11 protein-coding genes are annotated in these 14,670 nt (G+C 48.7%); 4 read left to right on the forward strand and 7 right to left on the reverse strand.

All coding sequences use genetic code 11. From position 1 onward, the window contains the following. Positions 1-81 precede the first annotated feature (81 nt). Complete coding sequence (locus tag RGU75_RS17905; RefSeq protein ID WP_322238277.1) at positions 82-1,275, forward strand: PLP-dependent aminotransferase family protein; 1,194 nt, start codon at positions 82-84, stop codon at positions 1,273-1,275. A 543-nt stretch (positions 1,276-1,818) separates the two neighbouring features. Here RGU75_RS17905 and parC read toward each other — a convergent pair. From parC to RGU75_RS17930, 5 genes are all read right to left on the reverse strand, one after another. Beyond that, entirely contained in the window at positions 1,819-4,137 is a 2,319-nt protein-coding gene (gene parC, locus RGU75_RS17910) for a DNA topoisomerase IV subunit A (protein WP_322238279.1), read from the reverse strand. A gap of 27 nt (positions 4,138-4,164) precedes the next feature. Beyond that, a complete protein-coding gene (locus tag RGU75_RS17915) occupies positions 4,165-5,013 on the reverse strand; it encodes a lytic transglycosylase domain-containing protein (RefSeq protein ID WP_322238281.1) in 849 nt (282 codons plus the stop codon). Then, complete coding sequence (locus tag RGU75_RS17920) at positions 5,013-7,001, reverse strand: DNA topoisomerase IV subunit B (protein WP_322238283.1); 1,989 nt, start codon at positions 6,999-7,001, stop codon at positions 5,013-5,015. Before RGU75_RS17920 ends, RGU75_RS17915 begins: the two co-directional genes overlap by 1 nt. Before the next feature lie 667 nt (positions 7,002-7,668). Beyond that, complete coding sequence (locus RGU75_RS17925) at positions 7,669-8,838, reverse strand: vWA domain-containing protein (protein ID WP_322238285.1); 1,170 nt, start codon at positions 8,836-8,838, stop codon at positions 7,669-7,671. Between the two features lie 24 nt (positions 8,839-8,862). Beyond that, a complete protein-coding gene (locus tag RGU75_RS17930) occupies positions 8,863-9,717 on the reverse strand; it encodes a MoxR family ATPase (RefSeq protein ID WP_322238287.1) in 855 nt (284 codons plus the stop codon). A 193-nt stretch (positions 9,718-9,910) separates the two neighbouring features. On the opposite strand from RGU75_RS17930, the gene RGU75_RS17935 reads away from it, so the two are divergent. The 3 genes from RGU75_RS17935 (at position 9,911) to RGU75_RS17945 (ending at position 13,231) form a co-directional block, all read left to right on the forward strand. Continuing rightward, positions 9,911-12,334: a site-specific recombinase gene (locus RGU75_RS17935; RefSeq protein WP_322238289.1), complete on the forward strand. Its 2,424-nt coding sequence runs from the start codon at positions 9,911-9,913 to the stop codon at positions 12,332-12,334. Positions 12,335-12,544: 210 nt separating this feature from the next. Further along, positions 12,545-12,865, forward strand: coding sequence for a cytochrome c (locus RGU75_RS17940; RefSeq protein WP_322238292.1), 321 nt, complete (start codon positions 12,545-12,547; stop codon positions 12,863-12,865). A gap of 12 nt (positions 12,866-12,877) precedes the next feature. Then, entirely contained in the window at positions 12,878-13,231 is a 354-nt protein-coding gene (locus RGU75_RS17945; protein WP_322238294.1) for a cytochrome c, read from the forward strand. Positions 13,232-13,538: 307 nt separating this feature from the next. Here RGU75_RS17945 and RGU75_RS17950 read toward each other — a convergent pair whose 3' ends face one another. Further along, on the reverse strand, positions 13,539-13,964 hold the full coding sequence (locus RGU75_RS17950) for a DUF1841 family protein (protein WP_322238295.1): 426 nt from the start codon (positions 13,962-13,964) through the stop codon (positions 13,539-13,541). Between the two features lie 8 nt (positions 13,965-13,972). Then, on the reverse strand, positions 13,973-14,665 hold the full coding sequence (locus RGU75_RS17955; RefSeq protein ID WP_322238297.1) for a VIT1/CCC1 transporter family protein: 693 nt from the start codon (positions 14,663-14,665) through the stop codon (positions 13,973-13,975). Positions 14,666-14,670: the final 5 nt, after the last annotated feature.

The following is a 14,670-nucleotide window of genomic DNA, read 5'->3' on the forward strand; positions in this document are numbered from 1 at the left end:
GTTTCTGACCGTTTTATGCATATTGCGGTGACCACTTGTAGTCCATGCCGCAATCGTCAACACCGATAAAAGAGAATAGTAATGAAAATTGAGAATCCAAACGCACTGAAATGGCATTTTTCGGAACGCGCACAAAAACTGCAGGGTTCCGCTATTCGCGAAATTCTGAAAATAACCATGCGTCCGGAAGTGATCTCTTTCGCCGGTGGTTTGCCTTCGCCTTTGACCTTCCCGGTCGAGCAAATGAAGGTCGCGTTCGATAAGGTGCTGACGCAGCAGGGCAAAGTGGCATTGCAATACGGTCCGACCGACGGTTATGGTCCTCTACGCGAATGGGTGGCCAATTCATTGTCGATTAATGGTTCAACGATTTCGATGGATCAGGTCTTAATGGTTTCTGGCTCGCAACAAGGATTGGATTTGCTCGGCAAAGTCTTGATCGACGAAGGCAGCAAAGTGTTGGTTGAGACCCCGAGCTACTTGGGCGCGTTACAAGCTTTCTCTTTGTATGGCCCTGACTTTGTTTCGGTTCCAACCGATGAGGGTGGCTTGATACCAGAGCTGGTTACGACACTTGGTAAGGATGCGCGACTACTTTATTCACTGCCTAACTTTCAAAATCCGACAGGTCGCACGATGTCGCTTGAACGGCGCCAGGCATTGGTGGAGATTTGTTCCCGCCTTAATTTGCCGCTGATTGAAGATGATCCGTATGGTGCGCTCAGCTATCGCCGCGAGCCATTGCCGAAGATGCTGAATATGAATCCCGATGGCGTCATCTATATGGGTTCGTTCTCCAAAGTATTGACGCCAGGTATTCGTCTCGGCTACGTAGTAGCGCCGCGTGAATTGGTTGATAAAATGGAGCAAGCTAAACAGGCCACCGATTTACATACTGCGCAATTGACCCAAATGGTGGTGTACGAAGCGATTAAAGATGGCTTTTTGGATACACATATTCCGACCATTCGGCAGTTATATTCAGATCAGTGCGATGCTATGCTAGCAGCTTTGGAAACCTATTTTCCAAGCAGTGCGACCTGGACCAAACCAGAAGGCGGCATGTTTATTTGGGTAACATTGCCAAAACATATCGACACAATGAAATTATTGGATGAGGCGATTAAAGAGCACGTCGCATTTGTCCCGGGTGCACCATTTTTTGCCAACACGCCAGAGTCTAATACACTGCGGTTAAGCTTTGTGACGGTACCACCGGCCAAGATACGTGAAGGTATTGAAAAATTAGGTAAATTGATTGCTGCTAAGCTGTAAGCTCTTCAGTCCCACCTGAATGTAAAGTTAGTAGGGATATGGAGTAAATTGAAGGACGTTAAAACGGAGGGCATTGCCCTCCGTTTTAACGTCTACATTATCGCTACGTTACTCATTAATATTCCAATCGCCAATCACCAGCTCTCAAGCATGACTCCACAGCAGCATCTCTGCGCGATGCATTCACATCATTCTGCGAATACGATGGCGGCATGTACAGCCCCGGAGTTGTATTGCAAATAACCTGACTATTTTTATCATCGCTATTAATTCTCCGACAGTTGGTAGTCGTAGGACTCTGATAGCCAGGATTAAGTTGATTCACGATTATCGTCGGATAAATTTGCGCAGCTTGTTTCTCACACGATAATTTATCGCGGTAGAAATCGCTTTCACCTTTATATGGATGCTTCCAGGTTGCACAACCTGAAAGCGTCAACATGCATGAGACGGTTATGGCTAAATAAATGTTATGCGGCAAACCGTTTTCCTTTAAAAAATGTTCGATATATCGTTGCTGTGACGCATATAGCGACGAGTGAATTACACCAATGGCGTTAATGTCATCGGCTTAAGTTTCGACTCTAGCAACTTACCCTTACGCGCCCGTTTGCCAATATGCGGGATCAAGCCGTTCGCTGAAAGAGAGACATCTTGCGCCTTGCCTCCGCGACCCATACCGGACACCATCACACCCCGTTGACTGATAGGCTGAGCGGCCAATAGCTTTTCTGCACTCTCCAATTCCATCAGGATCACGCCACGGCCACCATTTGTGAGCATTTTGCATTCTTCCAGGCCAAAGACGAGTAACCGCCCTTTTTCTGACAAACACGCAATTGCGCTGGCACTGGAACCGATAGGGCGAGGCGGTAACGATTGATCGCCTTCATCCAGCGTGATGTAGGCCTTACCTGCTTTAACCCGGCTAAGCATGTCTCCGACTTTGGCGGTGAAACCGTAGCCGCCTGACGACGCCAGCAATAGCGTCACTTCTGCCGAAGCAGCGAAGTAATGCAATATGCTACTGCCGTTGGCCAGGTCGATTAACGTGGTGATAGGAATGCCGTCTCCCCGCGCATTGGGGAGTGAAGCCACCGATACCGAGTAAATTCGGCCATTCGAGCCGAATACCAGCAGATTGTCGACCGTGCGGCATTCAAATGCGCCGTACATAGCGTCGCCAGCTTTAAATGTGAACTGGGCAGCATCTTGACTATGACCGCTGCGGGCGCGTATCCAGCCTTTTTGCGAGACGATGACGGTGACGGGCTCATCGATCACTTTTGTTTCTACTACGGCCTTTTCTGCTGCCTGAATCAAGGTGCGGCGGGCATCGCCAAATTGCTTTTGATCTGCCTCGATTTCTTTGATGACCAAACGTTTTAATGACGAAGAATTTTCAAGCAGATCCTGAAGACCTTTCTTTTCATCGCGCAGTGTCGCCAGTTCTTGCTGGATTTTAATGGTTTCCAGTCGGGCTAACTGACGCAGACGTATTTCAAGAATGTCTTCAGCCTGACGATCCGATAACTTAAACGCATCCATCAACGCCGGTTTTGGCTCGTCTGACTCACGGATGATCTTGATAACTTTGTCAATATTGAGCAAGATCGCTTCGCGACCTTCCAAAATATGGATGCGGTCTTCTACTTTTTGAAGCTTAAATTGTGAACGGCGGGTGATGGTGGCGAAACGGAATTGAATCCATTCGCGCAGGATCATACCCAGACCCTTTTGTCGCGGCCGTCCATCGCCGCCGATCATCACCAGATTGATCGACGCACTGCTTTCCAGCGACGTATGCGCCAGTAGCATGTTGGTGAATTCAGTTTGATCGATATTTTTCGATTTTGGCTCGAATACCAGGCGCACCGGCGCATCGCGTCCGGACTCGTCACGCACCGCGTCGAGTACCGACAAAATGGTTTGTTTGAGCGCCATCTGGTCCGGGCTTAACGATTTTTTACCAAGCTTAATCTTGGGATTGGTAATCTCCTCAATCTCTTCCAATACTTTTTGTGAGGAAGTATTCGGTGGCAGTTCGGTGACCACAGCTTGCCATTGGCCGCGTGCCAACTCTTCAATTTTCCAGCACGCACGCACCTTAAGGCTACCGCGGCCGACTTCATACATATCCGAAATAGCGGCTGCGGAACTGATAATTTGTCCACCGCCCGGAAAGTCCGGTCCCGGAATCATTTCCATTAATTCCGCATGCGTCATGTTCGGATTTCGAATCAGGGCGACAGCCGCTTTGGCAACTTCGGTCAGATTATGTGATGGGATTTCGGTCGCCAGGCCGACGGCGATACCTGACGCACCATTGAGCAACACGAATGGCAATCGTCCCGGTAGCAGTTTTGGCTCTTCGGTCGAGCCGTCATAGTTGGGTTGAAAATCAACCGTTCCCATGTCAATTTCATCAAGTAGCAATTTGGCAATTGGCGTTAAGCGCGCTTCGGTATAACGCATCGCCGCTGCGCCATCGCCATCGCGTGAGCCGAAGTTGCCTTGACCATCGATCAGCGGATAGCGCAGGGAAAAATCCTGGGCCATGCGCACCAGCGCATCGTAGACCGATTGATCGCCATGTGGATGCAATTTACCCAGAACGTCGCCGACTACGGCGGCTGATTTGCGCGGTTTTGCGTTTGAGTTCAGGCCAAGCTCATTCATGGCGTACAAGATGCGCCGCTGAACTGGTTTCTGACCATCAGAAACATCCGGCAACGCACGACCTTTTACGACCGAAATGGCGTAATCCAAATAGGCGCGTTCTGCAAAAGTTGCGAGGGTTAGTGATTCATTAGGTTCGCCGTCAGGCGGCGGCAGGTCAAACAGATCGTTTTGTTCAGTCATGAAGTTTTAGAGATTTATTCGTTTGGTTTATTCGATGATGGGTTGCAGACCGTCAGGCATATTTCTACGTCCGGGAATGACCAGGTGGGTGCGAGGCCGGTTGCTGTGTTCAGCATCGCTCAAGCTGGAGTCTGCAAAATGATTACTGTCGTCTTGCACAATGGCATGCTGACTTTGAGCCGGTCTATATAGTTGGTAGAACTGCGCCACGATTTGTACATAATTACGCGTTTCAGGGAAGGGCGGAATCTGATTTTTGTATTTCCTTACTGCACCTTCTCCAGCATTGTATGAGGCGATTACCAGCTCCTGTTTATACGGAAACAGTAATATCAAATCACGTAAATAGCGCGCACCGAGACGTATGTTAGTGCGTGGATCGCTTAACTTTTCCTGTACCGTTTTTTTCTTGTCACTAATGACGCCGTAACGTTCGGCGGTGTCGGGCATAATTTGCATCAGTCCGACCGCGCCTTTTGGCGATACGGCAGCTGGATTAAACCCCGATTCCGCTGCCATGACAGCTTTCAACAATGCCGGTTCAAGGGAAAATTCTTTTGCGGCCTGATTAACAATCGCTTCAAATTTTTTAGTACCGGCATGTTGCGATAGATAGCGATATAGCGGCGTCTTTGTGAAGTTTGAATCCAGGCCGACTACTCGTTGGTCTTTATGGGAGAAGAAATTCGAGGAGTCAAAGGTCGCATTTCCTCGCATGTATAACTGGTAACGGTCAGTGATCTTTTCTGTAGCAAAATGCCCGACGCCTTGCTCGTCGATAAAACCATAAATATCGGCACGTGCGTTGACTGTGACCAGTACTGACATGAAAGTCAGTGAAAGTATCAGTCGACGTATGTGTGCCGAAGGTTTCATTAGATGTCGGCCTCGGCTTCGTTGCCGTGCTCTTCAATCCATGCCCGACGTGCTGAGGCTTCGCCTTTGCCCATCAACATATTAAAGCGATTTTCGGACGCCTCCAGATCAAACGCCCCGAGCATAATGGGTAGCAAGCGACGCGTATCCGGATTCATGGTGGTTTCCCACAACTGCCCGGCGTTCATCTCACCCAAACCTTTAAAGCGAGAAATGGTCCAAGACCCGTCCTTGACGCCATCTTTACGCAGCTTATCTTCGATCGCAGTGAGTTCACCGTTGTCTAATGCGTAAATTTTTTGTGCAGGTTTTTTCCCGCGGGCGGGTGCGTCAACCCGAAATAATGGTGGCCGTGCAACGCAAATATGCCCACGATCAATAAGCTGTGGAAAGTGGCGGAAAAACAGCGTTAGCAGCAACACTTGAATATGTGATCCATCGACGTCCGCATCTGACAATATGCAGATCTTTCCGTAACGGAGCGTGCTGAAATCGACTGTGTCATTTTTGCTATGGGGATCGATCCCGATAGCAACCGCCATATCGTGGATTTCATTATTCGCAAATAGGCGGTCGCGCTCAGTTTCCCACGAGTTCAGCACTTTTCCACGCAGAGGAAGAATCGCTTGAAACTCTTTATCACGTCCCATTTTTGCGGAGCCGCCAGCTGAATCACCCTCGACCAGAAATAACTCGTTACGACTAATATCGCTGGATTCGCAATCTGTCAGTTTGCCAGGTAACACGGCAATACCCGAGGTTTTTTTCTTTTCAACTTTTTGGGTTGAACGTAAACGATTTTGCGCCTGCTTGATAACGAGCTCGGCAAGTTTTTTACCGTATTCGACGTGATGATTGAGCCATAATTCTAGCGCTGGTTTAGTATAAGTCGAGATCAACTTTACCGCATCACGCGAATTCAGACGCTCTTTGATCTGCCCCTGAAATTGTGGATCTAACACTTTGGCCGATAAAACAAACGATACGCGGGCGAATACATCCTCCGGTAGCAGTTTGACACCTTTCGGTAAAAGTGAGTGCATGTCAACGAAATTCTTCACTGCACCAAACAGCCCTTCGCGCAGACCGGATTCATGCGTTCCTCCAGCCGAGGTTGGAATCAGGTTGACATACGATTCACGGACGATACCGCCATCTTCAGTCCACGCCACGACCCATGCCGCACCTTCGCCTTCAGCAAATCCGTCGGTTTCTGCAGTGGCGTATTGTTCGCCTTCAAACAGCGGTATTAGCGGCTCAGAGCTAGACGATTGCGCTAACGACTCCATCAGATAGCCGCGTAACCCTTGGTCGTACTGCCAGGTTTGGCTATCATTGGTTTTGGCGTTGAGAAGGGTGACTTTGACGCCCGGAAGCAAAACCGCTTTTGAGCGCAGCAGACGCTGCAATTCCGGTTGTGAGATTGCGGGCGAGTCAAAATATTTTGGGTCTGGCCATGCAGTAACGCGTGTGCCGCTTTTTTTGTCGTCGCGTGTTTGGGGCCGGGTTTTTAACTGCTCAATGAGATCGCCACCGGCAAACGCCAGTTGATGAACGCCGCCTTCACGCCAGACGGTGATTTCAAGTCGCGTGGAAAGTGCATTGGTGACGGAAACACCGACACCGTGGAGGCCACCGGAGAATGCGTAAGCGCCACCGCTACCTTTATCGAATTTGCCGCCGGCGTGCAGGCGCGTGAATACAATTTCGACGGTAGGGACTTTTTCCTCCGGGTGCATACCAACGGGTATGCCTCGGCCATCATCTTCGACGCTGACGCTACCGTCGACATTTAACGTCACCAGAATATTTTTGCAATAGCCGCCCAGCGCCTCATCGGAGGCGTTATCAATCACTTCTTGAATGATATGGAGTGGATTTTCGGTCCGCGTGTACATGCCGGGACGTTGTTTGACAGGCTCCAGTCCCTTTAGGACGCGGATGGATGATTCACTGTAGTCGGAAATCGGAGATTTTTTAGTTGCCATGCAATTCAGTTGGGGTGCAGTTTTAATACTTGTCTTTTAGTAAATTAAGACAAAAAACAAGTAATATCAAAATGAGGGAAATCTCTACAAGAACGCATTCTAATGAAAAAATCGACGCAGCTCCAGAATAGGTCGTTTCTCGATGCAAAAACAGTTTGAACCAGCTAAAATGCGGCTGCTTGTTGTTTTTTAATAAATTTCTGAAAGGGGGTCATGACAACCACCGTCTTCAAAATACGTAAACATTCAAGAAAATAGGTTAGACCATACCGTGGTGTTGATGAAATTATCAAAATCTACAGTTTTGGTCGCTAGCTTTCAGCACTTCCCCCCATTATATGGACGTGACAGAAAATTGAAAGTTTGCTCTTCGATGGCGAAGATGGATAATTCAGGCATCTTAGAAAACTGATCACAAGCCGTAAGACTGTGGAGGTAAAAGAATGGCAGACACATACTCTCTAGCCATTGATTTTAGCGCATCTTCTCAGTCTAACATCCATTTTTTGCACGCTTTTACGACGACGTAAGAGTGTGATTATCGGTACGTAGACTAATCGAATACGTTGCACCAAAAGTCGCCGCACCATCTGTGCATTGGCGCTAACAAGCTAGCGAGCAAGCTGGCAGAGTTTTTCAGTTCAACACAGCGTTATTTACCCTTGTATCACTTGCTTAACAATCGCATCCCACGTTCCAACCCATCGATAGTCAGTCCGAACATGCGATTGCTCATCAACTGCTTCACTATTTCTACCGATTGCCGGTATTGCCAAAGACCTTCTGGCTCAGGATTTAGCCAGATGAATTTTGGAAAGGCATTAGTGAAACGCTGCAACCAATCGGCGCCAGCTTCGTCATTATTATATTCAACCGAGCCACCTGGTTGCAAAATTTCATAAGGACTCATGGTAGCGTCACCGACAAAAATCAGCTTGGTGTCAGGTTTGTATTTGCGCAGAATATCCCAGGTGGGGAACCGTTCCGCATGACGACGATGATTGTTTTTCCAGACATAGTCGTAGACGCAGTTATGGAAATAGAAGAAATCCATGTTTTTGAATTCGGTCTTAGCGGCCGAAAATAATTCCTCGGTACGAGCAATATGATCGTCCATACTGCCGCCGACATCGAGCAACATCAGTACTTTAATGTTGTTTTTTCGCTCTGCCTGCATTCTGATATCCAGATAGCCCGCATTGTTTGCGGTGGCCCGAATAGTGTCGTCCAGCGCTAATTCTTCCGCCACGCCTTCGCGGGCAAATCGACGCAGTCGACGCAGGGCGACTTTGATGTTGCGGGTATTGAGCTCACGCTCGTCATCATAGTCTTTGTAGGCGCGGGCTTCCCACACCTTTACAGCAGTGCGATTGCCGCCGCTGCCGCCCATACGGATGCCTTCAGGATTGGTGCCGCCATGGCCGAATGGCGATGTGCCACCCGTGCCGATCCATTTGTTTCCGCCTTCATGACGACCTTTTTGTTCTTCAAGTAGCTCTTTGATGCGATCCATGAGCTTGTCGTAGCCAAATTTTTCAAGCTGCGCCAACTGTTCAGGCGTCAGATCCCGCTTCATGCGCTGCGCCAACCACTCGGCAGGTATCTCAGGGTTTTTATCAAAAATCGCCTGAATGCCTTTGAAATACAATCCAAATGCCTTATCGAATTTATCGTAGTGCGCTTCGTCTTTGACCAATGTCGTTCTCGCCAAATAATAAAAATTATCCAGCGATGGCGTGATCACATGCTTTTGCAATGCTTCCAGCAAAATCAAAAACTCCTTGATTGATACAGGAATTTTGGCGTTTTTAAGTGTGTAGAAAAAATCGATCAGCATTAGAGTTTCGCAGAATGTTTCACATTAACGGTTTTTGCGCGCCATATACACTAAGCGCTCAAACAAATGCACGTCCTGTTCGTTTTTAAGTAACGCGCCATGCAAAGGCGGGACAATGGTCTTGATGTCGCTACTTTGCAGAGCAGAGGCCGGAATATCTTCAGCCAGTAATAATTTTAGCCAATCCAGTAATTCTGAGGTAGATGGTTTTTTCTTCAGACCGGCAACTTCACGCACTTGATAGAATGTTTCGAGCGCCTGCGCCAATAAATCTTTCTTCAATTGCGGAAAATGCACGTCGACGATATCGCGCATGGTTTCTTTGTCGGGAAATTTAATGTAATGAAAGAAACATCGACGCAGAAAAGCGTCCGGTAATTCTTTCTCATTATTCGATGTAATAATGACCAAGGGTCTAAATTTGGCCTTTACCATTTCACGGGTTTCGTAGACGTAAAACTCCATCCGATCAAGTTCTCGTAACAAATCATTGGGGAACTCAATATCGGCTTTGTCTATCTCATCGATCAATAAAACAACTTGTTGGTCTGCGTTAAACGCCTGCCACAACACACCTTGAATAATGTAATTGTGAATATCTTTGACCCGCTCGTCACCAAGTTGGGAGTCACGCAATCGTGATACGGCATCATATTCGTATAAACCTTGCTGTGCTTTCGTTGTCGATTTAATATGCCATTGCAACAACGGCATGTCCAGCGCGACAGCGACTTCCTCTGCCAGCATGGTTTTACCCGTTCCTGGCTCTCCTTTGATTAGCAGCGGCCGCTGCAGGACGAGTGCTGCGTTAACTGCTAACTTCAGGTCGTCTGTAGCGACGTAGTTACTGGAGCCTTCAAAACGGTGTTGTTGTCGCATGGCGTTGTCATCTGGAAGAAAATAAAATCCAGTATAAAGTAGAACGGCAAAAGACATAGTAAGGAGAGCAACAATGAGAAACTTGAAATAATGAAAAATTTTTCTTGGGAAAAATTGAACTGCGTACACTGTTTGCTGTTGTTTCAATGGCCGTACATATTCGACCATCTATTTGTTAAATAATAATTACAATATGAAAATATTTTTTCTGCGTTTGCGTGTCATGTGGCGGCGATTTCGCCAAGGTGACCGTTATCAAAATAATAGTCAAGATCACTACGCCATCGAGCTTGAAGCGTTAATGCGGCGCGCAAATCCGTTTGCATCCTGGCAAGAGCGTGCTAATTGGACGATTGATATCGCCGAGTGGATACGTCACGAACCCACCGTTTCCTTACTAGAGGAGGGGGCGTGGCGTCGGGTCAAGCAGCAACGTGTCGTTTTTATGCTGGATTGGTTGGATGCGCATCGCGACGTTCGCAGGATTGTGCAGACAACGCTACAAAAAACGTTGCGCGAAGCTGCGGGACCGGAGCTCTTTTGTGCGACTGGTTTGCCCAACGAGCCAGCGTTTTTCAATGAGCTTTCTGAACATGTCATTAAATATATATTGCCGAAGCCACCTGCGGAGGCCGATCTTTCTGTGCTATTTACAGCGATGTTTCCGCATCCTGAAGACGCCGAATGGTTGCTGGAGCTGGATGCAGAAACGGTGGAAAGGATTTGGAAGCTCACCGCGGATGACGGTATCTCGCACATGTATCACCAGCAGATAGATGAGGCGCTCATTTATCTGGTAACAGCAGTTTTGGCAGATGGCATTAGTAAAGCCTTCCGTTATCGCCTTGATCCAAAGATGCCGTTGCAAGCGACCCCGTTCATGGTGCTGCGCCGCGAGCTGGAGCGTTACTTATACCTAAGTCCTACCGACGAAGGTGCCTTGCGCAGCGTACGTATGCTGATCGCCGTCTGCCAGGCGCAAACGGATCGGATTTATGGTCATTTAGATGAATATGGCGTATCTGTCAGTCTGGTGTATCGCGTGGAGAGAATGCGTGCGCATTTGAGCCGAATGACTCGCCTGATCGATTTACGTGCGGCGGTCGCATCTAATCTGGCACTGGATGTATCGAAAACGCTTCAGAATGCACCGAATAGCGAATTCAGCGATGAATCAAGCGAAGAATTTACTGATAGCTGGGGTGAAGATGGCGCGACTGCAATTGGCGGTGTAAGGCATCGAATCATTGCTGGATCTGCCTCAATAACGAGTGTGCGAACGGTCAAGGCGGTTTCAAAGACCGGTACCGGTCAAATTCAGGCACTTTTGGTAGATTTTATATTAGCGCATCATCACAGATCATCAATTCGTGGCTTAGTACGTCGCAGCTTTTCATTACTTGCCCGCAAAATGGTGGAACGTAATGCTGATCATGGCGAACACTACATTGCGCGTGACCGAAAGGAATACCGGGCAATGTTAATGGCTGCATGCCGTGGCGGCGTCTTGACAGCGTTCACTGTGCTAGGCAAATCGCTATTGTCTTCGGCTGGCCTGGCACGGTTTTTCGAAGGTCTATTTGCCTCATTAAATTACGCGGTCAGTTTTCTGGCAATATCCGCCATCGGCGGTGTTTTGGCGACCAAACAACCTGCCGTAACCGCACCGGCGCTGGCAGCAAAGATGAGCCAGCTCGATACAGTCGAAGGTTTGCGGACATTACTTGCGGAAGTTGCGCTGTTGTTACGTTCGCAGGCCGCTGCCGTTTTTGGTAATTTGATAGCAGTAGTGCCGACGATGCTAGTCATTTCGCTGGTCATCACGCTTACTACCCACGCGCCTATGCTGGACGTCGGGCATGCGCAAGCGACGATAGATAGTTTGTCGATCATCGGCCCTACGCCATTATTTGCGGCTTTAACGGGCATCTTGCTGTGGTTATCCAGCCTTGCCTCCGGCTTTGCGGACAATTGGTTTGCTCTGCGTAGACTGCGCGAGGCCTTGACCCATCAACGTCGCCTCATCCGCGTTTTAGGTGCGCCACGGGCGCAGCGATGGGCAGCGTGGCTTGAACATCATATCGCTCAGATCGTCGGTAATATTTCACTTGGACTTCTACTCGGCATGTCGCCTGTGATTGTCCAATTTTTTGGTCTTCCTCTGGACGTCCGTCACGTGACGCTTGCGACCGGCAGCTTGACGGCAGCGGCAAGCAGTCTGGGTTGGACTGTAGTGATGTCGCCACATTTTTGGTTGGCAGTGGTGGGCATAGCGAGCGTCGGAGTGCTCAATGTCGGAGTCTCGTTTGGATGTGCTTTGGTGCTCGCATTGCGTGCCCGAGAAGTGCCGGTACGGATTCGTCGAGTCGTATTTAGAGCTGTATTAAGGCGCTTCAGTGCTTCACCACGCTCTTTTTTGTTTTCCGAGGTAGTGGCTCAGGCGCATCCGGCCCAGGATAGCGAGGAGATTCGGAGCGAAGAGCCGGAAGTCGGTACTGAACCTTATTCTGAAACTGACAGGGAGCATGGAACACAGAGTAAAACACAGAATATCATCGAGGTTGTGTCGGAACCGACCACCCCAACATCGACTACATTAGGCGAAACCAAGCGTTAGGCTGATAAATGCTGTTGCTGGACGTGGACTAGGTGTTAACTTTGAGTTAGACTTAACCGTTTTTTGGTTTCCGATAGCGCAACATTTTGTCCCGCTTGTTTACTTCAGGCGGTAATGACATGAATGGCATCTTATAAACACTAAGTTGCAAGCGCAACGAAGATCGAACCGGTTTCGCTACAACTACTCGGCTATTTACCCACAGCTATTATGAAAAAATTAATTGCATTTCTCGCGCTTGCGGGTATTGCCAACTTCGCCGCAGCTACGGACGTCGTCGGTAACGCTAAGGCAGCTGAAAACAAGGTATCCATGTGTATTGGATGCCACGGTATTCCTGGCTATAAAGCTAGTTTTCCCGAGGTATATCAAGTACCGATGCTTGGCGGTCAATCTGCCAAGTACATTGAAAATGCGCTGGCTGCCTATAAGAAGGGTGATCGCCAACATCCGACGATGCGTGGAATTGCAGCTTCGTTGTCGGATCAGGATATGGCTGATCTTGCCGCTTATTACTCTCAGCAAAAATAAGGAACCCACACTATGAAAAAAATTCTTGTTGGCGTGGTGTTTATCCTTTCCGCGAGTGCTTCTGTCGGTGCACTGGCAAGCGGTAACATCGCCGCTGGTGAAGCCGCAGTCAAAAAATATTCGTGTGCATCTTGTCATGGGGCGAACTTACAAACGCCAATCGATCCAGCTTATCCAAAGTTGGCCGGTCAGCATCAAGACTATCTTCAGCACGCTCTGATTTCTTATCAGCGCGGTGCTGCTGGCCCAAATGGCCGCACAAATGCGATTATGGGTGGGGTTGCTAAGGCGTTGACGCATCAGGACATTCAGGATATTGCTGCTTATATCCATAGCTTGCCAACATCGTTGGTCTTGCGTAAGTAAGATATTGATATAATTTAAAGAACGGTTCAGAAGTTGCTAGTAACTTCTGAACGACAAAAAGCCACCATATTTTGTATGGTGGCTTTTTGTCGTTGTTTTCTTGTTCTAAAAAGCTTTGTGAAATAACGTATGTAAGGCATGGACTAACGAGATGTGTGACCAAATACGGAAGATCGCCAAGCCGTCTAATCGTTTAAGGATGTGTACATAAATATCCCCCCGTTACCTCTCTAACTAATCAAGCGCTAGACCGCGATGTCTCAGAGGTCGAACGCAGTGCATTCATGCTATTAACCCTCTGTATCTGCTACATCTTCTTTTTGACACACTCAATATATTCAGCACCATCTGGCGCCAAGCCGCTCCGCTGCGCGTTCCAGATCATCTGGCCTAGACATTCCATGATGTGATGATAGGCATCATGTTCCGATTGTAGTCTCTGTGTCAGCGCAGTCGATGCTGCACGAATCCCAGGTGGCTGATCGATCGAAATCTGTTCGGCGATTGATAGGTGCATCGCCAAGTGCAGAAATGGATTTGTCTGGCCATTTTCGACTGAATAATCGGCGGCAAGAGCAGCATCGACATCGTTCAAATCATTTGAATATTCTGGATGCTGCATAATCCAATCACGGGCAATAGCCTCAATTGGGGTGAGTATTTCGTTCGCCCGATACTTACGATAGGCTTCACAGAAAAACCGACGGACGTCTTGTTGAGAGGGATTGAACATAGATAATTTTAGCTAATGAGTCTTGCGATACTGAAAGCCGCTGCCGCTGCCAGGCCGCCGACGAGCAATGTTTGCAAGCCGGATTTAAGCGCGCCGGTCCCGGTTACACTACCTTTCAGGTAACCAAACACAAACAACGCCAGCAGTGTGACGATAGTCGATACTGTAAGTGCGCTGTGGGTAGAGTTCATAAATATATAAGGCGCGAGAGGAATCAAACCACCGACCAGATATGAGAGCGCAATTGTTATTGCACTTTTTCTTGCGGCGCCAGGATGCGGCTCCTCCAGTCCGAGTTCAAAGCGCATCATAAAATCCCGCCAGGCCAGTGGCGTGCGTTCGAGCCCGGCCAGCATCGGCTCACATTCTTGTTTGGTGACGCCATACTGCGCCATGATGTCGATCACTTCCCTGCGTTCTCTATGAGGGACGGTCAAAATCTCTTGCTCTTCACGGTCACGCTCAGCGTAATAATGCTGGCGTTCAGTACGTGCTGCAAGATAACCGCCTAATCCCATGGCAATTGATCCAGCGGCTATTTCGGCGACACCGGCGGTAACGATAATATTCATCGCCACCGACGCGCCGCTGATACCCGCTGCAAGTGCAAACGGAACCGTCAGGCCGTCTGCCATTCCAATCACGATGTCGCGGACTGTGTCGCTGGCTTCGAAGTGATGTTCAGTATGAGGGGTCGGCATGGCGC

The sequence above is a fragment of the Glaciimonas sp. CA11.2 genome (genome assembly GCF_034314045.1).
GTDB lineage: Bacteria > Pseudomonadota > Gammaproteobacteria > Burkholderiales > Burkholderiaceae_D > Glaciimonas.

Coding starts and splice junctions, on each gene's coding strand:
- RGU75_RS17905 (WP_322238277.1), top strand. CDS start 82: ATGAAAATTGAGAATCCAAACGCACTGAAATGGCATTTTTCGGAACGC.
- parC (WP_322238279.1), bottom strand. CDS start 4,137: ATGACTGAACAAAACGATCTGTTTGACCTGCCGCCGCCTGACGGCGAA.
- RGU75_RS17915 (WP_322238281.1), bottom strand. CDS start 5,013: ATGAAACCTTCGGCACACATACGTCGACTGATACTTTCACTGACTTTC.
- RGU75_RS17920 (WP_322238283.1), bottom strand. CDS start 7,001: ATGGCAACTAAAAAATCTCCGATTTCCGACTACAGTGAATCATCCATC.
- RGU75_RS17925 (WP_322238285.1), bottom strand. CDS start 8,838: ATGCTGATCGATTTTTTCTACACACTTAAAAACGCCAAAATTCCTGTA.
- RGU75_RS17930 (WP_322238287.1), bottom strand. CDS start 9,717: ATGCGACAACAACACCGTTTTGAAGGCTCCAGTAACTACGTCGCTACA.
- RGU75_RS17935 (WP_322238289.1), top strand. CDS start 9,911: ATGAAAATATTTTTTCTGCGTTTGCGTGTCATGTGGCGGCGATTTCGC.
- RGU75_RS17940 (WP_322238292.1), top strand. CDS start 12,545: ATGAAAAAATTAATTGCATTTCTCGCGCTTGCGGGTATTGCCAACTTC.
- RGU75_RS17945 (WP_322238294.1), top strand. CDS start 12,878: ATGAAAAAAATTCTTGTTGGCGTGGTGTTTATCCTTTCCGCGAGTGCT.
- RGU75_RS17950 (WP_322238295.1), bottom strand. CDS start 13,964: ATGTTCAATCCCTCTCAACAAGACGTCCGTCGGTTTTTCTGTGAAGCC.
- RGU75_RS17955 (WP_322238297.1), bottom strand. CDS start 14,665: ATGCCGACCCCTCATACTGAACATCACTTCGAAGCCAGCGACACAGTC.